This window comes from Streptomyces reniochalinae, assembly GCF_003323735.1.
GTDB lineage: Bacteria > Actinomycetota > Actinomycetes > Streptomycetales > Streptomycetaceae > Streptomyces > Streptomyces reniochalinae.
In genome coordinates this window covers 147,170-169,133 of record NZ_QOIM01000028.1, presented here as the reverse complement: position 1 = coordinate 169,133, position 21,964 = coordinate 147,170, and the positions used below count along the sequence as shown (strand labels likewise).

Sequence of the window (21,964 nt, the reverse complement as noted above, 5' to 3'; positions counted from 1 at the left end):
GAGGAGGCGTCCTTACGCCTCACACGGCGGGCAGGCCGGATGCCGGGGAGGCGTGTTCCGTCGGCGTCCGCGGCGCACGAGCAGGGCCACAACGACCACCAGGACGAGCAGCAGCGCGCCGCCCACCGTCACCGTCCAGGCAGGGACGCCGCCCCAGCGCAGCAGGACGTCCCGGTCATAGGTGCGGTGGAAGGGACTGTCGGAGGCGGCGCGGCGCAGCACGTGGTCCCCGGTGATCTTCTCCGGTTCGGGGAAGCTCTGCTGGAGAGCGGTGAGGTGTACGTCGCCGTCCGCCAGTTCCCGCACCAACTCGGGCTGGTCGGCCGTCTCCAGCCGGTCCGCGAAGGTGACCTCGGGGGTACGTCCGCCGATCGCGTCGCGGGTCTCCATCCGGTGCGGTGCCAGGATGTACAGGCCCAGACTCTGCGGCTCTCGGGCGGCATGCGAAAGGCGCATCGGGTAGACGAGCCGGTCGGAGGAGAAGGTCAGGTGCAGGGGCTGCAAGGCGCCCGAAAGAACCCTGCCCCGCACGTTCTGCGCGCCACCGTCGCCACCGTTCCCGGCGGCGTCCCCACCGTCGGCAGCACCGCCGCCGTTGGCAGCGTCGGGGGAACCCTGCTGCTTGCCCGGTGCCAGTCGTACGGCGACGTACTCCCAGTTCCGCTCGACGTAAGGAGCCAGTTGGCCGGCCACCCGAGGCGGGAGGCGGAAGCCGTTGTCGCGCAGCCAGTCGCGCAGCGCGTCGGGGTCGTCGGCCGCGAGCCTGGCCACGTCGAAGGGCCCCAGCCGTTCGCGTCCCACCACGTCGACGCCGGGGCCCTGGGCCGCCGCCCCGGGAGGCGCCGCGGCCCCGTCGGTGTCCCCGAAGGGCCAGTCCCCCGAGCGGGGCCAGAAGTAGGGCCGCTCCTCGGGCCGCGGCGCGGTGAGCGCGGCGAGTTCGTCGAACAGCCGGCTCTCCCCCAACCTCACCGAGGCACGGTGCGGTACGGGCATGATCCAGGCTGCTTCCTCGGCGTCACCGTGGACGGTCAGGCGCATGACGATCTGCTCGGTATGCCCGTCCCAGCGCACCGCCGAGGTCTCCTGGTTCACGCCGATACGGGACTGGTCCGCCGGCACCATCGCACCGCAGCCGCACGCGTACGCGGGCCATGCGACCGCCACGGTCTGGGCTCCCAGCAGTGCCAGTACGAGGGCGAGCGCGCGCAACGTGCCCCTCCCCCGCCTCACCGCGTACGCCTCGCCCCGCGCGGTACGTCCGCCACCGCTTCCGCCGACCCTGACCGCGCCCACCGTGGCGACTCCCTCACATCCGTACGTCCGGCCCGCCGCCGGTCAGCACCGCACACCACTGACCGGCCATGTCCCTGCCCATGACGTCGAGGCACACCCCGCGGTTCCGCGCCGCCCGTTCCCCGCCCCGCGGTGCGGGACCGGACCGCCTCGGACACTGACCACCGGCGCCCCGTCACGCGTCACCCGAGTACTCAATTGCCCATAGGGGCCCTAGTCTTCGTGATAACTTGTAACCGATCGATATCGCTGAAACCTGGAGAGCGCGGAGAGGTGCACGCCGATGCCGGAATCGGGCACGAAGAGCCCCCGTGAGCGGTACCGCGCACAGGTTCGCGGAGAGATCAAGGAACGCGCGTGGGAGCAGATCGCCACGGCCGGAGCGTCCGCCCTCTCCCTCAACGCGATCGCCAAGCAGCTGGGCATGAGCGGCCCGGCGCTGTACCGCTACTACGCCGGCCGCGACGAGCTGATCACCGAACTCGTCAGGGACGCCTACCAAAGCCTCGCCGACGCCATCCGCGCCGCCTTCGACGCCGGTGCCGACGTGACCGGACTGGCGCACGAATGGCGCCGCTGGGCCCTGGAGGACCCCCACCGGTACCTCCTCGTCTTCGGCACACCCATCCCCGGCTACCGCGCCCCCGACGACGTCACCGCCATCGCCTCCCGGATCATGGCGGTGCTGATCGACGCCTTCGCGGCCCACACCTTCGAGAGCCCCGCGACGCCGTTCGACGCGCATCTCGACAGCCACCGGCAGTGGGCCGCCGACCACCCCGCACCGTCCGCCGTCCTCCACCGCGCCCTGACCCTCTGGACCCGGCTGCACGGCATCCTGTCCCTGGAGGTCGCCGGTCACTTCGCGGGGATGGGGTTCGACCCCGCCCTGCTCTTCGCGGCCGAACTGGACGCCCTGCTGGGCCACTGACCGTCTCGCCGGCTCCGGGCGCGGCCCCCGTCCGCCCGGAGCCGGCGAAACGTCACTGCGCGTCGGCGAGGAAGGCGCGGTACCAGGCGATGGTGTCCTCAAGGGTCGCCTCCAGGGCGAGGGGCTCGGCCCCGAAGGCGTTCCGCATCGCGGTGGAGTCCATGATCTGTGACTCGGTGTGCTGGTAGAACAGCTCGGCGTAGGAGTCCATGAACGTCTGGTCGAAGGGCCCGAAGGGGCGCGGCTCGCGCAGCACGGTGAGGCGCAGGGGCCGTCCGAGCTTCGCTTCGATGATTCCGAAGATCTCGCGCGTGGTGCGGGCCGGGGCGGTGGGCAGGTGCCAGACGCGGCCGTCACCGTGCGGATTCTCCCCCAACGTGGCAAGCCCGGCGGCGACGTCGCGGATGTCGGTGTAGCTGTGCGGCAGGTCGATGTCGCCCAGAGCGGCCACCTCGCCGCCGGTCAGAGCACTGGGGAAGACAGCGCCGCCGAGGGTCGAGTTGAGCACGCCGGGCCCGACGAAGTCGGCCGAGCGGCCCATGACCACAGCAGCGCGGCCCTGCTTATGCGCGGCCAGGTACTTCTCATCCAGCTCGGCCCGCATCCTCCCCTTCTCGGTGGTCGCGCGCCAGGGGGTCTCCTCGGTCATCACCTCGCCGTGCGTCTCGCCGTACGGGTAGAGGGTGTCCAGGACGACCAGTCGGGCCCCCTCGGCTGCGACGGCGCCGAGGATGGCGTCCTGGATGCCGGGCATCATGTCGACCTGAAGCTGGTAGGCGACGTTGACGCAGTGGTAGACCACCGCGGCGCCCTCGACAGCGGCCCGGGCCCCCTCGATGGTGCCGACATCGCCGCGCACCCGGGTCACGCCGTCGAGGGCGGGCCCGGTGCCGGAGCGGTCGACGAGGTGGACCCGGTGGCCACGCGAGGCCAGCTCCGCGGCGAGCGTGGTCCCGGCCGGGCCTGCGCCGAGGACGACGTGCAGGTCATTTTCCGTGGCGGTCATTTCGTACCCCTATCCGCAAGCTCCCCCGGACTCGGTGTGTCCGGCTCACTGAACAGTTATAGCTTATAACTCACGCGAGGCGTTGTCACTCCCGAGTGAGCCCATGGGCCGAAAGGACGGCGCGTCACTCGGCCATCGCGGACGGCACGGCGCCGCCCCGCGCACGGCAGGGGAGCACCTCGGCACATCCGGCGCGAGGAGTCGGAGGCAAGCGGGCGCAGGTGAGCGGCTCGGGATGCACGAGCGGCGACGGCCGCGAAGAGCCCGCTTCGATCGACGGCGACAGACGGTGGCCGAGAGGCCCAGAAACCGAGGAGCCGAGAAGGCGGACGCGCGCGGCGGCGGAGAGGCGCGCGAGGGAAGCGCGGGGAGAAGCCGCGGGCGAAGGCGCGGTGGAGAGGGAGAAGCCCCCGGGGGCGGGGACGAGGGGTACACCGGCGATTCGGTGGTTTTCGGTGGGGACGCGACGCGTCACGCCCGCCTGGCACGGGCGTGACGCGGCCGGCAGGTTCTACCCGTTGGCGAGTGCCGTCAGCTGCTCGGCCGAGCCGTTGAAGCTGTCGTGGTCGCCCACGGTGGGCCCGGTCGAGGTGTACTGCCAGAACGTGTGGAAGCCCCAGCCTGCGGGCAGCGCGCCAGGACCGTCGGCGTACCGCGCGACCCACAGCGGATTGGTCGCGCCGAATCCGGCGTTGTTGCCGGTGCACTGGGTCCACCAGTCGGTGGTGGTGTAGATGACGGCGTCCCGCCCCGTCCGGCTCTTGTAGGTGGCGGTGAAGTCCTTGATCCAGTTGACCATCGCGCCCTGGCTGAGCCCGTAGCAGGTCGCACCGTACGGGTTGTACTCGATGTCGAGGACTCCCGGGAGGGTTTTGCCGTCCTTGCTCCAGCCGCCGCCGTGGTCGGCGAAGTAGTTGGCCTGGTCTGCGCCGCTGGAGTTGTCCGGCAGCGCGAAGTGGTAGGCGCCGCGGGTCATGCCGACGTCGTAGGAGCCGTTGTACTGCTGGGTGAAGGAGTCGCTCTGGTAGCCCGTGCCCTCGGTGGCCTTGACGTAGGCGAACCGCACGCCGCTGCCCCACAGCGCCTGCCAGTCGACGTTGCCCTGGTGTCCGCTGACGTCGACGCCTTCGACGGAGGCGTCGAGGCTGGGCTCGCCGTCCTGCTTCCAGCCCTTGTGTACGGCGATGCCCGCGCCCATGTAGGCCTCGCCGGGCTGGAGTTCGCCGGGCTGGTCAGGGGCCTGCGCGGCGCCGGCCGCGCCGACGGACAGGGTGGAGAGGGCGAGGGAGAGCGCGGTCGCGACGAGGGCGCGTCTACCGCGGGAGGAGGGGGCGGGAGTGGCGGTGGGGGCGGCGGAGGTGTCGCGGAGTCTGTCGTTGGACATACCTGTCTCCAAGTGCTCGGTGGGGGTACTGGTGTCGGTGTCCCGGACGGAGTGACAGGCAGGACCGGTCGACGGTCCGCCGGGACGGCGCCACGAGCCGAACGCCGACCGTGCGGCACGGTTGGCGCGAGCACGTCAAAATATAGGCAGCGTCGGTACCCGTGAGAAGAGCGTGCTGTCAATGCCGTTGGTCCAACCTGTGCACATCCCTCACCGGTCCCGCCCGGTTCCGCGGCGAGCAGGCCGCCGGTGGCCGAGGCATCTCCACCAAGGGCGACGGTTTCCGCGCCCCGACCGCGGCGCCCCCAGCTGACGGCGTCCTGCCCCGCTCCCGCCGAGCGGACGAGCGGACGAGCCGACGAGCGCCGAAGGGGAGACGGCGGCGCCACACGGCGTCTAGACAGTACGCCGCGCCCCCGCCGGGCGGCCGGTACCGCGCAGGCTGCAACCCGGAGCAGGTGCGGTGCTCGCGCGTACGACCAGGCGCGGTTCCACCAGCGCGGGCGCGGGCACCGCCTCCGGAGCGGTGATGTACCGCAGCAGGTGGGCGACGGCCAACTCCCCCATCTGCGCGAACGGCTGGGCGACGGTGGTCAGCGGCGGCGAGCAGTACTCCGCGAGTTCGATGTCGTCGACGCCGACCACCGAGACGTCGTCGGGGACGCGCCTGCCCAGCTCGTGCAGCGCCCTGACGACCCCGAACGCCATCTCGTCGCCCGCCACGAAGACCGCCGTGACGTCGCGGATCCGTCCCAGTACGAGGCCGTTGCGGTGCCCGGACGCGGGTGACCAGTCGCCCTCCAGCGGCGGTGGCGCCGTGCGCCCCGCCGCTTCAAGCGTCGCACGCCATCCGTCCCGGCGGCTGGCGGCCTCCAGCCACTCCTCGGGGCCCGCGATGTGCCAGACCGTCTCATGACCCAGCTCCAGCAGGTGCTGGGTGGCCAGGCGGGCCGCGAGGGACTGGTCGACGGCCACGACCTCGGTGGCATCGGTGCGTGAGCCGTCGATGGTGAGGGTGGGTGTGGCCCGGGTGAGTTGTTCGAGCCGCGGACTGCTGTGGATCAGCGGCACCGCCAGGATGATCCCCTCGACGCCCTGGTCGGTGAGCCGGGAGAGGGCGGCCTCGATGGCGGAGGTGTCGAGCGAGGCGGTGGTCGCGGTGCTGACCGCGTACCCGGCGGCCTGGGCCGCGCGCTCGATGCCCGAGGTGACCGCTGCCCGCGTGTAGAAGCTGGTCCGCAGAGTGACCACACCGAGCGTGCGGCTGCGGCCCGAGGAGAGCATGCGAGCGGCGTTGTTCCGGCGGTAGTCGAGCTGTGCGACCGCTGCCATGACCTTGGCGCGCGTCTTGTCCTGCACGTTGGGGTGGTGGGAGAGCACGCGCGACACCGTCTGCGCGGAGACCCCCGCGGCCCGGGCCACGTCCGTCATGCTCGGCGGCCGCTTCCCGCCGTCGTCCTGCTTCGTCATGGTCCCCGCCTCGAAGCACTCCACGCGATGATACCGCCAACACGGCCTGTCAGCCGGAATCGTACAGCGCTCTGTGCAGCCCGGAAAACGACTCTTGGCATCGCTAACATCCTCTGCCATAGTTTCGGCCATCAGCGGTCGGCAGCCCTGGGGGGCTCAGCCGGCTCCCACGCTGATCGTCGACCCGCGGAGGCCCCCTTTCTCCGCCCTGTCATGGCATCCAGGAGGAGCTGTGAAGCGGTCCACTGTCCGATGTGCCGGACTGGCGGGGACTCTCGCCCTGGCCCTCACCGTCTCCGGATGCGCCGGGTCCGGTTCGGGCTCCGGGAAGGCATCGATAACATTCTGGGGCTGGGCTCCTGGTTACGCGGACGCCGTGAAAGCGTTCAACAGGAGCCACCCTGACATCAGCGTCGACTACCAGTCGGTGCAGCCGGGCGCCAAGGGCGGCTATCAGAAGATGCTCAACGCCGTGAAGGCCGGCAACGCGCCCTGCCTGGCCCAGGTCGGGTACGAGACGATACCCAGCTTCGCGACACAGGGCGCGTTGGAGAACGTCGCCGAGTACGCCTCCCCCGACGAGGACGACTACGTGGACGCCGCCTGGAAGTCGGTGACGCTGGCGGGCAACGTCTACGGCGCCCCTGTCGACACGGGACCCATGGCCCTGTTCTACAACAAGAAGGTCTTCGACTCGCTCGGCCTGGAACCCCCGGCGACCTGGGCGGAGTACAGGACCGCGGCGAAGAAGATCCACGCCTCGGACCCGAAGCGCTACATCTCCTCCCCCTACATGGACTACGACTACGCGGGGCTCGCCTGGCAGGCGGGCGCCAAGTGGTTCGGGACCGCGCACGACTCCTGGCAGACGACCATGGACTCGGCGGCGAACAAGAAGGTCGCCGACTACTGGCAGTCGCTCACGGACGACGGCCTGGTCAGCGGTGCGCCGATGTACGACCAGGCCTGGTACACCGGGCTCGGCAACGGTGACATCGCCACCGTCGTCGGCGCCGTGTGGCAGGCCGGAACCATCAAGGGCGGGGTGAAGAAGGCGTCCGGCGACTGGGCCGTCGCACCGATGCCCCAGTGGAAGGAGGGCGAGAAGCGGGTCGGCAACTCGGGCGGATCCGCCACCGCCGTCCTCAAGGGGTGCGACGACCCCGAGGCGGCCTGGGAGTTCGCACACTGGATGAGCACCGACAAGAAGGCGTTCGGCGGCCTCGTCGACAAGGCCGCGCTGTACCCCGCCGCAACCGGCCTGCTCGACCTGCCGCAGCTGAAGGCCGATCCGTACTTCGGCGGCCAGAACATCTACGAGGTGTTCGCCGACGCGTCCCCGCACGTCGACCCGGACTGGACGTGGGGCCCGCTGATGACCAAGACGTCGACCGACCTCAACGACGGCCTCGGCAAGGCGTGGGTGGGCAAGGGAAGCATCGCGGGCGCTCTGCGCACCGCGCAGGGCAAGACGCGCACGGAGATGAAGAAACAGGGCCTCTCGGTCTCGGACTAGGGCCGCTCCTCCGGATCGTGCTCCACCGCATCCCGGCGCACCCGCTCTCGCTGCCGCGCCGTCCCCGTGTGCCCCAAGGGTTCCGCACGGTGCGGCCCGCGCTCCGGCGCCCGATGGCCCCGTCCTCCGCTGTCCCGACACCCACCCCGCAGCTTCCAGGTAAGGAAGACAGATTGTGACCCACCTCGCCGACCCGGTACGGGCCAGCGCCCACCGGAGCACCGCCGGCACCTCGCCACCAGGCCGCAGCCGCCGCCCGGGATCCCGAACGACACGACCAGGTGCGCGCCGGCTGAGACCGCTGCTGTTCTGCGCGCCGTTCATCGTGCTGTTCGCCGGCATGTACCTCGCGCCCATCGCCTACGCAGCCGTCAGCAGCCTGTTCGCCCTGCACCGCACCGGGCTCGGACTCACCGCGCCCACCGCGAGGTTCGACCCGCTCAGCAACTACACCCAGGCGCTCCAGGACGACGCGTTCACCTCCTCGCTGATCCGGGTCGCGCTGTTCGGCGTGGTCCAGGTGCCCGTGATGCTGGGTCTCGCGCTGGTGCTGGCCCTGCTGTTCGACGCCAAGTCCGCGCGGGGCAAGGGCTTCTTCCGGCTCTCCAGCTTCCTCCCTTACGCCATCCCGGGCGTGAGCGCCGCGCTCGTGTGGTCGTTCATGTACTCCTCGCAGTCGAGCCCGATCAACCGGCTGCTGGAGCCCCTCGGCGCGGCCGTCCCCTTCTTCGACGAGGACCTGGCCCTGTGGTCCGTGGCCAACATCGTCACCTGGAGCTGGGCCGGCTACAACGCCATCATCATCTACTCCGCCCTCCAGGCGATCCCCTCCGAGATACTGGAAGCCGCGCGGATGGACGGCGCCTCGGCCATCCGGATCGCCTGGAGCATCAAGATCCCGGCCGTGCGCGGGGCGCTGGTCCTGACCACCGTGTTCTCCATCATCGGCTCGGCCCAGCTGTTCAACGAGCCCACGGTGCTGCAACCCGTCTCCGGAGGGTCCATCTCCTCCACCTTCACCCCCATCATGTCCGCGCAGAGCGCCGTCGCGGCGGGCAACCACCACTACGCGGCGGCCCAGTCCGTGCTGCTCGCGGTGGCGGTGGGCGTGGTGTCCTTCGCGTTCTTCAAGCTGACCGAGCGAAAGGGCCAGGCATGAGCACGGTGTCAGGGAAGCGGGTCGCGCTCAGACCGCGGCGCGAGACCACCCCCGTCAGCCGGGGCGCCGTCATGGGCCTGCTCGGCCTGTCCGCCCTGTACTTCCTGTTTCCGCTGTGGTGGCTCGTCGTGTCGGCGAGCAAGCCGTTCGGCGAGCAGTTCTCCGGCACCGGGCTGTGGTTCGACGGCTTCGGCCTGTTCGACAACATCGCGCGGCTCAGCAGCCAGGACGACGGCATCTTCTGGCGCTGGATGCTCAACAGCGTGCTGTACTGCGGAGTCGGCGCACTGGTGGGCACGGCGCTGTCGGCGCTGACCGGCTACGCGCTCGCCAAGTACGACTTCCCCGGGCGCGGTGCGCTGTTCGGGACCATCCTGGCGGCCGTACTGGTGCCCAAGGTGCTGTTCACGCTGCCGCTGTACCTGATGTTCTCCGGGGTCCATCTGATCGACAACCCGCTCGCGGTGCTGCTCCCCAGCGTGGTCAGCCCGTTCGGTGTCTACCTGGCGCGGGTGTTCGCCGCCCAGACGGTGCCGGACGAGGTCCTGGAGTCCGGACGACTGGACGGCGCCGGCGAGTTCAGGATCTTCCGCAGCATCGGCCTGCGCATGATGCTGCCCGCGCTGGTGACGATCTTCCTGTTCCAGCTCGTGGAGATCTGGAACAACTACCTGCTGCCCTCGATGGTGCTCGGCGACGACCGCTTGCAGCCGGTCACCGTCGGCCTGGTCGGCTGGAACGCCAGCCATGTCGCGGTGCCTCCCCCGCTGGTGGTCATCGGGTCGCTGGTGTCCGTCGTCCCCCTCGTGATCGCCTTCCTCGCGCTCCAGCGCTTCTGGCGCGCGGGCATGACCGCCGGAGCCCTCAAGTGACCCCACCGACCACAGGATTCGCCGCCTCGTCCGCCGGGCGAGCGGCCGCCACCCTGACGCACGCCGACGGCCGTTTCCTGCGCGGCGGCCACCCCCACCGGGTGCTGTCCGGCTCGCTGCACTACTTCCGCGTCCACCCCGAGCACTGGGCGGACCGCCTGAGCCGGCTGGCGGCCCTCGGGCTCAACACGGTGGACACCTACGTTCCGTGGAACTTCCACGAGCGCCACCCCGGAGACGTCCGCTTCGACGAGTGGCGCGACCTGCCGCGCTTCGTCCGGCTGGCCCAGCAGGCCGGTCTCGACGTGATCGTGCGGCCCGGGCCGTACATCTGCGCCGAGTGGGACAACGGCGGGCTGCCTGCCTGGCTCACCGGCATCCCCGGCATGCGTCCGCGCACGAGCCATCCGCCGTTTCTGGAGGCGGTCGGCCGCTGGTTCGACGCACTCATCCCGGAGGTGGCCGGGTTGCAGGCCGCGCACGGCGGCCCCGTCGTCGCTGTGCAGATCGAGAACGAGTACGGCAGTTACGGCGACGACCAGGTCTACCTCCGCTGGATCCGCGACGCCCTCGTCGACCGCGGCATCACCGAACTCCTCTACACCGCCGACGGACCCACACCGCTGATGCTCGACGGCGGCACACTGCCCGGCGAGCTGACGGCGGCGACGTTCGGCTCGCGGCCCGCCGACGCCGCGGCGCTGCTGAACACGCGCCGCCGGGGCGAGCCGTTCTTCTGCGCCGAGTTCTGGAACGGCTGGTTCGACCACTGGGGCGAGAAACACCATGTCCGCTCCGCCGACAGCGCGGCGGGCGCCGTACGCGACCTCCTCGACGCGGACGGCTCGATCAGCCTGTACATGGCACACGGCGGCAGCAACTTCGGGCTGTGGGCGGGCGCCAACCACGACGGGGAGACCTTCCAGCCGACCGTCACCAGTTACGACTCGGACGCTCCAGTCGCCGAACACGGCGCGCTCACCCCTAAGTTCCACGCGCTGCGCGAGACCCTCTCCGCCGCACGCGGTGCCGCGGCACCCCAGCGGCCACTGCCCGCGGACCCGCCCCTGCTGGCGCCCCGGTCGCTGCCGGTGACCCGGCAGGCCGCCCTGCTGGAGGCCTTGCGTGCGGCCGCCGAACCGGTGCATGCGCCGTCACCGCTCAGCTTCGAGGAACTGGGGCAGTCCTCGGGCCTGGTGCTCTACACCGCGCATCCCCTGGTGCCCCTGGGCCGGCAGGAGGTGACCGTGACGGGGCTGCACGACCGCGCCCAGGTCTTCCTCGACGGAGTGCCCGCCACCGTTCTCGACCGCGAGACGGCCTCTTTCACCGTGGAGGGCACGGGAGCGCGCACCAGGCTGGAGCTGCTGGTGGAGAACCAGGGGCGGATCAACTACGGGCCGCTCCTGGGCCAGGGCAAGGGCATTCTCGGCGGAGTGCGCGTGGAACGCCGGCTCGTGCACGGATGGTCCATGCGCCGGCTTCCGTTGGACGAGTGGACGCCGCAGGAGACCGCCCGCGCCACCTCGGCCGCCGCGCCAGGGGGTACGGCCGGTTTCGCCCACGCGCACCTCGACCTCGCCGAACCCGCCGACGCCTTCCTCGCCCTGCCCGGCTTCGCCAAGGGGTTCGTCTGGGTCAACGACACACTGCTCGGACGCTACTGGGAGGTGGGCCCCCAGCGCACGCTCTACGTGCCCGGGCCCCTCCTCCGCGCCGGTGCCAACTCCCTCACCGTCTTGGAGCTCGAACGGTTCGGTGCACACCTCGCCCTCGTCGACCGGCCCGAGTTGGGACCGGCGGAGCAGTATGTCGAAACGTTCGACTGACGGGCGGACGCCACGCACACCGGCTCCTGGCGGGCCTCGCCCCTCAGGGCGGGGCCGGGAGCCCTGGGGCAGGTGCCGGCCCCCTCCGTCCGGGGGCCGGGCTACCGTGGCGCCATGGCGTCACTGTCCCGTCTCGACCGGTTCCATCAAAGGCACCCCTGGAGCCACAACGACCACTACGGACCGTGGGTCGTCCGCCAGGTGACCGCTGCCGGGGCCCGGCACGTCCTCGACGTCGGGTGCGGCACGGGGAATCTCTCCGCGCTGCTGCGTCGGCGCGCCGCCACCGTGACCGGCCTCGAACCCGACCGACGTACCGCCCGCGCCGCGGCGGAACGCTTCGCCGACGACCCCTCGGTCGACATCGTCGAAGCCGACTTCGCGGGGCGCGACACCCAGCGGCGCTGGGACGCCGTCACCCTCGTCGCCGTACTGCACCACCTCCCGCTGGTGCCGACCCTGCGGGAGCTGCGCGGCTGCCTGTCCCCCGGCGGGCGCCTCGTGGTCGTCGGCTGCTATCGGGAGGCCGGGCGCGTCGACCTGCTCACCTCCCTGCTCTCCGCGCTCGCGCATCCCGTCATGGCACTGGTCAAGCACCCGGCCCGTGCCGCGGTGCCGCCTGCGCACATGACGGCGCCCACCCGCGAACCGCTGGAGACCGTGGACGACATCCGGGCCGCCGCCGCACGGGAGCTGCCCGGGGCCCGGATACGCCGACGCCTGTTCTGGCGGTACACCCTGGTCTACGACGCGCCCGCCGAGCCCGGCACGGCCTGACCTCCACCAGGGCCGCGGACGCGCCCTCCCGCCCCGGGCGGGACCGCGCCCGGGGCACGACGGCAGCTCAGGCGGTACGGGTCAGACGCCACACGTGGTCCCCTCGCGTACCGGTCCTGCCGTCGGGCGAGGTCAAGGACCGCTCCACGGTCTCCAGCGTCTCCACCCGCCAGGCAGGCGGCAGAGCAAGCCCGTCGAGCACGCCCTGGAGCGTCGGGAACTCCGCGTCGAACGGGTACTCGTCCTTTGCCATCCAGGTCGGCCAGCCGGCGTGCATGACGATGAGGAGGGTGCCCCCCGGCGCCACCGCTTGAGCGGCCCGTGCGAGCACTCCGTCCTGGTCGAGCGCGACAGGTGACTGGAGGAACTGCGCACTGACCAGATCGAAACTGCCCTCGGGAAAGCTGAGGCCGAGTTCGTGCCGCTCGAACACCGTCCGCTCGGCGAGACCGGCCTTCGCGGCGTGAGCGGCCGCCCGCTCCAGTGCCGTGGAGGAGATGTCCACGCCGGTCGCCTGCCAGCCGCGCGAGGCCAGCCAGAGCACGTCACTTCCCTCGCCACAGCCGAGGTCCAGGGCAGTGCCCGGTTCCAGCGCGTCGACCTCCCGGACGAGCAGCGGGTTCGGGTCGCCACTCCAGAGGCGTTCGCTGGAACGGTAGCGCTCTTCCCAGAACTGCGCCGGGGCCTGAGGCAGCGGTGTCGACATCGGGGCTCCTTCGGGACGACTGCGTGGTGCCGGCGGCACCTGAGCCCAGAGTCGCCAGACGGACGGAGACCGGTCAAAAACGGTTGCCGTTCCGGCAAAAGCGCTTCGGCACGGAGAAGGGGCAGGCCGGGTCAGTGGTGACCGTGGCTGCTCTCGATCTCGCGGTACTCCTCCTGCGTGGGCTTGGGAATCTGCCCGGACTCGCCGAAGTAGCCCTTCGACAGCCGCGACCGCAGGCTGTTTCGGTGTGAGGACCCGCGTCGACCGCCCACTCCAGAGGGGTGCGGCCGGTGCCGCCGTCCTCAAGCAGCAGCGGATCGGCTCCGTGCGCCAACAGCGCGCGCACCGTCTCGGTGTGCCCCCAGCACGCGGCCGCGCACAGCGGTGTGCCCTCCGACCCCAGTCCGCCGCTCTCGGCGTCAGGTGCGGGCCCCTGCCGCCAAGAGCTGGCGGGCGCTGTCGGCCTTGCCGCTCACGGACGCCTGATACAACGGAGTGGCACCTTCGGCGTCCGCCCTCTCAGGGTCGGCCCCGGCCCGCAGAACCCTCCGCACACGAGCGGCGTCGCCCATCACGATGGCCTCGGCGAGGTGCCGGGAGAGCTTCTTCCGCTACCGCTGGTTCATGCTCCCAGAGCTTAGAGCGTGCGCCCGTGAACGGCCCGATCGGCAGCGTGGCCGCCCTGTGAGCCGGGCGCCTGCTCATGTCCGAGCACGGGTGCCGGCCTCGACGCCGTGGGCGCGCTCCTGGTCACATCCGCGGCGATGCTCAGCCCCTACCCCATCGTCGGGTCCACCGACTACGGCTGGAGGCCACACGCTCATCACGGACGTCTTCCCTTCGTACGTCTTCACGGAGGCCGCACGCTCGGGCCGCGGCCCGCTGCGGTTCCCCATGCCGGAGTGAGCCACGGCCCCCGGGCCGACCGACCGCGCGCCCTCCCCCGTGAGGGGAGGCCCCGCGCGTGGTGCCGGGCCGGCGCCAGGGCCTGGGCCTGGTGCCCGCCTCAGCCCAGTTCCCGTGCCCTGGTCTCGGGCAGCGCCAGTACACACACCAGGGAGACCACGGCCATCGCGGAGACGTACCAGCCCACGGCGCTCGAACCGTAGGAGGACTGGAGGTCGGTGGCCACCAGCGGCGCCACCGCGCCGCCCAGCACTCCGCCGAGGTTGTAGGCGAACGAGGCACCCGAGTAGCGCACCCGGGCGCTGAACAGCTCCGGCAGGTAGGCACCCATGGGCCCGTACACGACGCCCATGCAGAAGAGTGTGCCGCCCAGCGCGAGAGTGATCAGCAGCGGTTGTTCGGTGTCCAGCAGCGGGAAGAGGACCAGCCCCCAGACGACGGCGAGACCGCAGCCGGTGAGGACGAGGCGGCGGCGGCCGCGGGCATCGGAGCGGGTGGCCGCGATCCAGGTGCCGACGGCGAGGAAGAGGCAGGCCACCATCGACAGGGCCAGCATGGTACTGCGCGGCACGCCGAGGCCGTCCGTCGCGTAGTTGAGGCAGTAGGTGGTGGCCGTGTAGAAGAGCCCGTAGGCGACGATCATGCCGCCCGCGCCCAGCAGCATCTCGCGCCAGTGCGTCCTGAAGACCTCCATGGCCGGTGCCTTGCTCTTCTCCTGCGCGTCCATCACGCGCTGGAAGACCGGCGTCTCGCTGATCCGCAGCCGTACGAACAGTCCCACCGCGACCAGCGCGAACGACAGCAGGAAGGGCACTCGCCAGCCCCAGGAGCGGAACGCCTCGTCGTCGAGTCCGGTCGACAGGGCCCAGAAGATCCCGGTCGCCGCGAAGAACCCGACGGAGGGGCCGAGTTGCGGGAAGGCCGCGAACATGCCGCGGCGCTTCTCGGGCGCGTGTTCCACGGCCAGCAGCGCGGCGCCGCCCCATTCGCCGCCGAGGCCGATGCCCTGGAGGAACCGGAGCAGGACCAGCAGCAGTGGTGCCCACACGCCGAGGGTGGCGTAGCCGGGCAGCAGTCCGACGAACGCCGTGGAGAGCCCCATCAGCAGCAGGGAGGCCACCAGCACGGACTTGCGCCCGACCCGGTCGCCGAAGTGTCCGAAGACCAGCGAGCCGAGGGGACGGGCCACGAAGGCCACCGCGTAGGTGGAGAAAGCGGCCAGCGTGGCGTTGAGAGAGCTGAGGTTGGGGAAGAAGGCGTCGTCGAGGACGAGGGCCGCGGCCGTGCCGTAGGCGTAGAAGTCGTAGAACTCGATGGCCGTGCCGATGAAGCTCGCGACGGCCACGCGGCGCATGCTCTCTCCGCCACCGTCTTTCCCTTCACCGTTCTCCCCCTCCCCGGGCGTGCCGGTGTCCGTCAGGGCCGCGTCGGTCTCCGGGATGCTGCCGGGGGCGTCCGGGGCACTGGTCTTCCGGAGAGCGCCGGGGATGCCGTCCTTGGGCGTGCCATCGCCGCTCTGCGGCTCGGGGGATCCCGTTTTCGCTTGTCCTGCTCGCTGGCTCACAGGCGCACTTTTTCGGGAGGGCGGGCGTGAGTCAAGAGACGCAAGCGCGCGTCTCGTTCAGCGAGACGACGCTGGTCGAGCGCGCCATCGCGCGACTCCGGCTGCGATGTCGTCCGGTTCCTCACTACCATCACCGAATGGAGAACATGACGTGCACCCAGTGCGATACGCCCGGACTCGAGCCCGGCTTCGTCGAGGACACCGGCCAGAACACGCGCGGTTACGCCCGCTGGATAGCGGGGCACTTGGAGCGGGGCATCTTCGGCGGTGCCAAGCGCATGGGCCGGCAGTCGCGGCAGATCGACGCCTACCGTTGCCCCGAGTGCGGACACCTGGAACTCTTCGCGACGTACGAGTCCTGACACCGGTGCCCCGCGCCGACGGTCTCGCGTGAGGTGCGGGCCGTGGACACCGGTGCCCTCGGCCGTCGTATCAGCCGTAGTGCTGGTCGAAGTTTCGCGATAACTCCCAGCCGTTGAAGCGGTCCCAGTTGATCGACCAGGCCATCAGCCCGCGCAGAGCGGGCCAACTGCCGTGCGGCTCGTACGAGCCGCAGCCGGTTCCCTCGGTGAGGCAGTCGAGGGTCGTGTCGACCTCGCTCGGCGCGATGTGCCCGTTGCCGGCCTGCGGTGAGGCGGGCAAGCCGATCGCCACCTTGTTCGGAGGCAGGCCGGGAAAGACCTTGCCGGCGTCACCCTGGACCGGGAAACCGGCGAGCAGCATGTCGGTCATGGCGATGGGGAAGTCGGCGCTGCCCATCTGGTGGTAGGTATCGTCCAGCCCCATGATCGGGCCCGAGTTGTAGTTCTGCACGTGGAGCAGCGTCAGTTCGTCGCGCAGCGCGTGGATGACCGGCAGGTAGGCGCCGGCGCGCGGGTCGCCGCCCCACTGCCCGGAGCCGTAGCGCTGGTAGCCGAGTTGGACGAAGAAGGTCTCCGGGGCCATGGTGAGGGTGAAGTCCGCGCCGTACTTCGCCTTGAGGGACTTGACGGCGGAGATCAGGTTCACGATGACGGGTGTGGTGGGGTTCTCGAAGTCGGTGTCGCCCTCGTCGAGCGAGAGCGAGTGGCCCTCGAAGTCGATGTCGAGGCCGTCGAGACCGTACTCGTCGATGATCGCCGAAACGGACGAGACGAAGGTGTCGCGGGCCTGCGGGGTGGTGAGCCGGACCTGCCCGTTCTGGCCTCCGATGGAGATGAGGACCTTCTTGCCCTGCGCCTGCTTGGCCTTGATCGCCGCCTTGAACTCCTCGTTCGTCTCGACGTCGGGGCACTCGGTCCGCGGGCAGAGGCTGAAGCGGATGTCACCGGACGTCGCCGTGGTCGGTTCGCCGAAGGCGAGGTCGATGACGTCCCAGCTGTCGGAGACGTCGGCGAGCCGGGTGTAGCCGGAACCGTTGGCGAAGCCGGCGTGCAGGTATCCGACCAGCGCGTGCTCGGGCAGGGCCGCACCGGCCGCCGGGTCCGCCGACGAGGCCGTCGCCGACCCGGCCGGTGCGTGGTGGGTGTCCGCGGCTCCGGCGGCGGCCGGTGCGGTGAGCAGACCGGCCCCCACGAGGAGGAACGCCGCGCCCGCTGTGCGGAGCCGGGAGAGTCTGCGCCGGCCCGGGCGGGGGCCGGTGGAAGAGCGTGCCACAACTGCCTCCAGGGTGGAGCTCGTTGGGGAGCGAGCCATGCCAAGTTGGTCCAGACCAAAGAGGTTGTCAAGGTCCGTCGCAGGACACGGGCGTCGCCGTCGCGCTCTGCGGTGTGCACCATTGTCGGCTTGGGCGGCCGTGGGGGCAGGCCCTGCCCGCGCCACTCCCCCTCGGCGCGCTGCGGGGTGCGAGCGTCGCTCGACATGCCGGGCCTGAGGCCCGCACGGCGGGGTGCCGCCCACCCCCGCCACCGGTCGCCTTCCGCCCCCTCCGTGGCGCGGACCATCACCGCGTGGGCGCTGGTCGCCGTCCGCACCGCCTGCAACTCGACGCGCCGGCTGGAGTGTTCGGCGTCAGCCCGCCACCAGGGTGCGGCGGATCGCCGGCGGGCGAGCCGGCTGTTGTCCCAGCTGACCATGCGCTCCGACCGGCTGATCAACGACGGGCTGGCCCGGGTCGACGCCCGCAAGTGGCACTACGCCGTGCTCGCCTCGCTCCAGGAACACGGTCCTGGCAGCCAGGCGGAGCTGAGCAGGCGCTCCGGGATCTACCGCAGCGACATGGTCGGTGTGCTCAACGAACTGGCCGAGCGGGGCCTGGTCGAGCGGGTGCCGGACCCCGCGGACCGGCGCCGCAACATCATCACGATCTCCGCCAGGGGCCGCCGCCGGCTGCTCCGTCTCGACAAGGTGCTCGACGACCTCCACGACGAACTGCTCGCGCCGCTGAGTCCGAACGAACGGGACCAGTTCGTCCGGCTGACCACCCGCCTGCTCGACCACCACACCCGTCCTTCGTGAGCAGCGTCGGCAACCACACCGCGCGGACGGGTCACCGCTCGCGGGAGGCGTCGCGCATCGGCTCGGCGTGCCCGACCCGGCGCCGCAGCGCGGCGACGGCGCCCAGGACCAGCCCCACAGCGAGCACGACCAGCCCACGCAGCCACACCTCGCCGTCGACCTGCGTCGCCAGCACCACACAGGACACCGCGCCGAGCCCGGGCACGAGGGCGGGAGCGCGGAAGTGGTCCCGCTCGGCGGGCCTGCGCCGCAGTACCAGCGCGGCGGTGTTCACGACGAAGAAGACGACCAGCAGCAGGAGCACCAGCGTGGCGGCGAGCGACGCGACACCACCGGTCAGGGCGAGGAGCAGCGAGAGCGCGGTGGTGGCCGCGATCGCGGCCCACGGCGTGCGGCGCACGGGCAGCACCCGGGCCAGGGCGCCGGGAAGCAGACCGTCGCGCGCCATGCCGAAGGTGAGGCGGGAGGACATGATGCCGGTGAGCAGCGCGCCGTTGGCCACGGCGACCAGTGCCACCACGCTGAAGACCCGCGGCGGCACCCCACCCGCCTCCCTGACCACCTCGAGGAGGGGGCCGCTGCTGTTCACCAGCTGGTGCGTCGGTACCGCCGCCGCGGCGACGCAGCCGACCAGCACGTAGACGAGCCCCGCCGTGACCAGCGCACCGAACAGGGCGCGCGGGTAGGAGCGCCGCGGGTCCCTGGTCTCCTCGGCAACGTTGACGGACGTCTCGAAGCCGACGAAGGAGTAGTAGGCGAGCACGGCTCCGCTGAGCACCGCCGCCGCCGAACCGGTCCCCGGCGTGCCGACGTCGACGAGCCGGCCGAGATCGCCGTCGCCTCGCGCGAGGACCCATCCGCCGAGCCCGATAACGAGGACCAGCCCGCCCACCTCGATGACGGTGGCGACCGCGTTGGCCCGGGGGGCCTCGCTGATGCCCCGCAGGTTCAGCAGCGCGAGAGCGGCCAGGAACACGCAAGCCACCAGCGCGACGGGCAGCGAGACGAACTCGGCCAGATAGTCGCCCGCGAACCCCCGCGCCAGCGCCGCCACCGACACCACCCCGGCGGCCAGCATGCAGAAACCGGCGAGGAAGCCGACGAAAGGACCGTAGGCGAGGGTGGCGTAGTGGGAGGCGCCACCGGCACGCGGGTAGCGGGTGGCCAGCTCCGCGTAGGAGGCGGCCGTGAGCAGGGCGAGGCACAGGGCGGCGGCCAGCGGCAGCCACACCGCGGGGCCGGATTCCGCGGCCACCTGGCCCACCAGCACATACACCCCGGCGCCCAGGATGTCGCCGAGGATGAAGAAGTACAGGAGCGTGGTGGTGAGCGTCTGGCGCAGCGCAGAGGAGCGGTCAGCCGCGGGGGGCGGGGTGCGGTTCATGGACCACGTGTGCCCGCTCCGGCGGTGGGACACCCCGCGGCTGCCACCCTGCGGCGGCTGGGTGGGCCCCGCCGTGCCGCACGCGGATGAGTAGTGGCCTATAGGGCTGCCGCCCGTCCTCGCGCGCCCGCGCGAGTAAGACCGCGCCCGTCGGCGACACGGCCCCGGCCCGGGCCCCCTTCCGGGACCCGGGCCGGCCGTGTCTCACCCGTTGGAGGGGTTTTCCTCGAAGTCCTCCGGGCTGACGTCCGCTTCCTCGAACGCCTCCCTCAGTGTGGCGCCGGAGTGGGTCCTCGGCTGCTCTTCGGGCGGCGTGGCCTCCTCGACCACCTGGTCCGTGGTCTCGGTCTTCGGACGGCTTTCTTCCGGAACAGTCATGATCACTTTCCCTCGGGGTCTGCCCTGACAGCCGCGCGGCGCACGGCGCCCGGGCTCCGCTCCCCGGGGTTCCCAGCGCGTCCGGGATGAACCATCCGCCACAACAGCTTCCCGGCCGGTCGGCGGCAGCTCGGCGGCCTTGGCCGACCGAGGCCGCCTGCGGCCACGGACGCGGAGCCGGGATTCCGGTCCGGCTGAGGAATGCGGTCGCGCCGGTGCGGTGCTGGAGGATCCGGACGGCGGCCGGCACGAGGACTCCGGTGACGGCAAGGAGGAGGGCGGTCGCGCACGAACGGAGGGGCCGGTTCACCGGTGCGTGCGACCACCGTCCGCGCCGGCCGAGTGCGGACGCGTCAGCCGATGACGAACGGCAGTCGCGCCGCCGACTCGCCGAGCGCGCTCTGCTCCGTGGCGGTCGGTGCCCGGCGGCCGGTGCCGACCAGCAGCACGTCCCTGTCGGTGAACGACGCGGGGAACGCGCAACCTGTGATCTGCTCCAGCATCGCCCGGGAGTGGGCCAGCCCGTCCGCGGGCGGATCCGTCGCATGCGGCAGGTGCGCGGTCAGGTCGAGGTGGTGCAGCGTCCACTCCAGGACGTACGCGGCAAGGTAGTCGCCCACGGTGAGGACCATGTCCTGGGTGCGCACCCGAAGGCCGGGGTCGGCGAGTTCCGCGGCGCGTCCGGCGGCGGATCCGACATCGTCGAGGTGGAACGTGAGCAGGTGCGGGTCCTCGTACGCGGCGGCCAGCCGGACGGTCAGCGCGTCGAGTGGGTCCTCGCCGGTGGGCAGCCGGTCCGCGACGGTCCAGTACCCCGCCGCGTCGACGGTCGGCGCGGTGCCGGCGGGGGTCACCAGGGTGATCAGGACGTCCTGCGCGTCGATGACCAGGTGGCACACGAGGTCGCGTACGAGCCAGCCGGTGCAGCCGGACGGCCGCTGGAAACTGTCGTCGGGAAGCTCGGCGACCGCCGTGCGCAGCGCCGCCCACGAGCGTGAGAAGAGATCCACCTCGGCAAGGTAGTGCCGTGCCGAAGTGGCGGACAAGCGTGTTGACTCGGCGGGGGCCACGACGGGCAGGCCACGCCCGGGCGGGGCCTGCCCGACGCTCACGTCCGGGTTGCCCTCCCGCACTCCTTGCCCTCGGCTTCCCGCATCCGCTCGTCCATCGACGCGTCGCGGTCGTAGGGGTCGACACCGGGGCCTGTCGCCGCTTCCCCGTCCGTCCGCCCGGCACCGAACTCCGGGTTCAGGTAGCCGTTGACACCGTCGCAGCCGCCGTTGGTGGTGTCCACCCTGTACGACACGAGGGAGAACGTGCCCGCTTTGGTGTGCACCTTCGCCGGGTCGTCCCAGCTCATCACCGTCTCGCGCCGCACGATCGTCCGTGCGACCTGGTCGCTTCCCTCCTCGGCGGCCACCACCGGGTACACGTAGGTGACGTCCGCGGTGACTTCGAGCGCTCCGTCCTCGCCCGCGTCGAAGGTCACGCGGCCCCGGGTCTTCACCACGTCCCCGGCGAGCCGCGCCTTCGCCGGGTCGAACCGGCTGAACAGCATAAGCGGGTTGTTCTTCCTGCTCGGGCTGTCGAAAGCGGTGTCCAGGAAGTCCTGCACGTCCTTCTGCCGCGGGTTGATCAGCGCGATGGCCTTCTTCGGGCGCTCTCCTCGCAGCACGCCCGCTTCCAGGCTGGACGCCGCCAGGAAGTCACGTGTCCTCTCCAGCGCCTGGGCGACCTGCGCCTCGGACATCCAGCCGGTCGCGTCGGGCGCGGGGAAGGTGACGCCGGCCAGCCCATCGCTCCACTGGCGCGCGGGCGATCCTTCGAAGGGCTCCCGCAGAGTGGGCTGTCGCGCGGCCGCCGAGTCCGCGGCGAGCGGTGTCTGCCCGTCGCTCCCGCCGGGAAGCCACCCGAGCACCCCGGTGGGCTTCAGCGCCAGTACCAGCAGCCCGAGCGCGAGCAGCAGCGCCGCCCCGTACAGGAGCCGCTTCCCGCCGCGGCCGGTGCCCCGGCCGGTGCTCCTGCCCTGGGCGGGCGGCTCGAACGTCCGCCAGCCCGTCGGCCTGTCGGGCTCCTCGCGCAACCGCCTGGCCACCATCCTGGCCCGCGCCGACGGCTCCTTGGGAGCGTTCTTGTCTCCGGACTCCGCCTCCCGGAGGAACCGCGCCCACTCCTCGTCCGATATGGACGCCCCTTCGTGCTCTTCGCCCCTGCCCACGCCGCTCTCCCCGCCTCAGCGCCCGGCCACCGAATGCCGGTCGTCGCGGGCATGATCGTACAACCACGGACGAAGGGTCACGGCCCGGGCCGACCGTCGCGACCCGGGCCGTGACGGTCGGCCCGGGACCTTCCT

General features: G+C 71.6%; 18 protein-coding genes and 2 pseudogenes. 8 read left to right on the top strand and 12 right to left on the bottom strand.

What is annotated here, in order from left to right; genetic code table 11:
• Nucleotides 1-12: 12 nt before the first annotated feature.
• Nucleotides 13-1,293, bottom strand: coding sequence for a DUF2330 domain-containing protein (locus DQ392_RS10180; protein WP_425470508.1), 1,281 nt, complete (start codon nt 1,291-1,293; stop codon nt 13-15).
• Between the two features lie 283 nt (nt 1,294-1,576).
• Between DQ392_RS10180 and DQ392_RS10175 the strand changes: the two genes are divergently transcribed.
• Nucleotides 1,577-2,224 carry a TetR/AcrR family transcriptional regulator gene (locus tag DQ392_RS10175; RefSeq protein ID WP_114015209.1) on the top strand — a complete coding sequence of 216 codons (648 nt, stop codon included), beginning with the start codon at nt 1,577-1,579 and terminating at the stop codon, nt 2,222-2,224.
• Nucleotides 2,225-2,276: 52 nt separating this feature from the next.
• On the opposite strand, the gene DQ392_RS10170 is transcribed toward DQ392_RS10175, so the two are convergent.
• The 3 genes from DQ392_RS10170 to DQ392_RS10160 form a co-directional block, all read right to left on the bottom strand.
• Complete coding sequence (locus DQ392_RS10170) at nt 2,277-3,230, bottom strand: NAD-dependent epimerase/dehydratase family protein (RefSeq protein WP_114015208.1); 954 nt, start codon at nt 3,228-3,230, stop codon at nt 2,277-2,279.
• A gap of 511 nt (nt 3,231-3,741) precedes the next feature.
• Nucleotides 3,742-4,614 carry a lysozyme gene (locus tag DQ392_RS10165; RefSeq protein WP_114015207.1) on the bottom strand — a complete coding sequence of 291 codons (873 nt, stop codon included), beginning with the start codon at nt 4,612-4,614 and terminating at the stop codon, nt 3,742-3,744.
• Between the two features lie 396 nt (nt 4,615-5,010).
• Entirely contained in the window at nt 5,011-6,084 is a 1,074-nt protein-coding gene (locus DQ392_RS10160) for a LacI family DNA-binding transcriptional regulator (protein ID WP_245981304.1), read from the bottom strand.
• A 376-nt stretch (nt 6,085-6,460) separates the two neighbouring features.
• On the opposite strand from DQ392_RS10160, the gene DQ392_RS10155 reads away from it, so the two are divergent.
• The 5 genes from DQ392_RS10155 (at nt 6,461) to DQ392_RS10135 (ending at nt 12,237) form a co-directional block, all read left to right on the top strand.
• On the top strand, nt 6,461-7,600 hold the full coding sequence (locus DQ392_RS10155; protein ID WP_245981303.1) for an ABC transporter substrate-binding protein: 1,140 nt from the start codon (nt 6,461-6,463) through the stop codon (nt 7,598-7,600).
• Between the two features lie 175 nt (nt 7,601-7,775).
• A complete protein-coding gene (locus DQ392_RS10150; protein ID WP_114015205.1) occupies nt 7,776-8,759 on the top strand; it encodes a carbohydrate ABC transporter permease in 984 nt (327 codons plus the stop codon).
• Nucleotides 8,756-9,631 (top strand): carbohydrate ABC transporter permease, encoded by an 876-nt coding sequence (locus DQ392_RS10145; protein WP_114015204.1) that lies wholly within the window; start codon nt 8,756-8,758, stop codon nt 9,629-9,631. The genes DQ392_RS10150 and DQ392_RS10145 overlap by 4 nt, the downstream gene beginning before the upstream one ends.
• Nucleotides 9,628-11,460, top strand: coding sequence for a glycoside hydrolase family 35 protein (locus DQ392_RS10140; protein ID WP_114015203.1), 1,833 nt, complete (start codon nt 9,628-9,630; stop codon nt 11,458-11,460). Before DQ392_RS10145 ends, DQ392_RS10140 begins: the two co-directional genes overlap by 4 nt.
• Nucleotides 11,461-11,574: 114 nt before the next feature.
• A complete protein-coding gene (locus DQ392_RS10135; RefSeq protein WP_114015327.1) occupies nt 11,575-12,237 on the top strand; it encodes a class I SAM-dependent methyltransferase in 663 nt (220 codons plus the stop codon).
• Nucleotides 12,238-12,304: 67 nt separating this feature from the next.
• Here the strand turns inward: DQ392_RS10135 and DQ392_RS10130 are convergent, their stop codons facing one another.
• From DQ392_RS10130 to DQ392_RS10120, 3 genes and pseudogenes are all read right to left on the bottom strand, one after another.
• Nucleotides 12,305-12,943 carry a class I SAM-dependent methyltransferase gene (locus tag DQ392_RS10130; RefSeq protein ID WP_114015202.1) on the bottom strand — a complete coding sequence of 213 codons (639 nt, stop codon included), beginning with the start codon at nt 12,941-12,943 and terminating at the stop codon, nt 12,305-12,307.
• A 238-nt stretch (nt 12,944-13,181) separates the two neighbouring features.
• A pseudogene (locus tag DQ392_RS10125) lies at nt 13,182-13,515 on the bottom strand (ankyrin repeat domain-containing protein); the annotation flags it as partial.
• 434 nt (nt 13,516-13,949) lie between these two features.
• Nucleotides 13,950-15,203 (bottom strand): MFS transporter, encoded by a 1,254-nt coding sequence (locus DQ392_RS10120; protein WP_114015326.1) that lies wholly within the window; start codon nt 15,201-15,203, stop codon nt 13,950-13,952.
• 347 nt (nt 15,204-15,550) lie between these two features.
• Between DQ392_RS10120 and DQ392_RS10115 the strand changes: the two genes are divergently transcribed.
• Nucleotides 15,551-15,775 carry a hypothetical protein gene (locus DQ392_RS10115; protein WP_114015325.1) on the top strand — a complete coding sequence of 75 codons (225 nt, stop codon included), beginning with the start codon at nt 15,551-15,553 and terminating at the stop codon, nt 15,773-15,775.
• Between the two features lie 70 nt (nt 15,776-15,845).
• On the opposite strand, the pseudogene DQ392_RS10110 reads toward DQ392_RS10115, so the two are convergent.
• Nucleotides 15,846-16,865: pseudogene (locus DQ392_RS10110) on the bottom strand (chitinase); the annotation flags it as partial.
• A gap of 522 nt (nt 16,866-17,387) precedes the next feature.
• Here DQ392_RS10110 and DQ392_RS10105 point away from each other — a divergent pair.
• Nucleotides 17,388-17,849, top strand: coding sequence for a MarR family winged helix-turn-helix transcriptional regulator (locus DQ392_RS10105; RefSeq protein ID WP_245981345.1), 462 nt, complete (start codon nt 17,388-17,390; stop codon nt 17,847-17,849).
• A 31-nt stretch (nt 17,850-17,880) separates the two neighbouring features.
• Here DQ392_RS10105 and DQ392_RS10100 read toward each other — a convergent pair whose 3' ends face one another.
• The 4 genes from DQ392_RS10100 to DQ392_RS10090 form a co-directional block, all read right to left on the bottom strand.
• Entirely contained in the window at nt 17,881-19,233 is a 1,353-nt protein-coding gene (locus DQ392_RS10100; protein ID WP_114015200.1) for an APC family permease, read from the bottom strand.
• A 204-nt stretch (nt 19,234-19,437) separates the two neighbouring features.
• Nucleotides 19,438-19,611, bottom strand: a complete 174-nt coding sequence (locus DQ392_RS34410; protein WP_181856361.1) for a hypothetical protein — start codon at nt 19,609-19,611, stop codon at nt 19,438-19,440.
• A 353-nt stretch (nt 19,612-19,964) separates the two neighbouring features.
• Nucleotides 19,965-20,621, bottom strand: a complete 657-nt coding sequence (locus DQ392_RS10095; RefSeq protein ID WP_114015323.1) for a maleylpyruvate isomerase N-terminal domain-containing protein — start codon at nt 20,619-20,621, stop codon at nt 19,965-19,967.
• 98 nt (nt 20,622-20,719) lie between these two features.
• Nucleotides 20,720-21,829, bottom strand: coding sequence for a hypothetical protein (locus DQ392_RS10090; protein WP_114015199.1), 1,110 nt, complete (start codon nt 21,827-21,829; stop codon nt 20,720-20,722).
• Between the last annotated feature and the right edge of the window lie 135 nt (nt 21,830-21,964).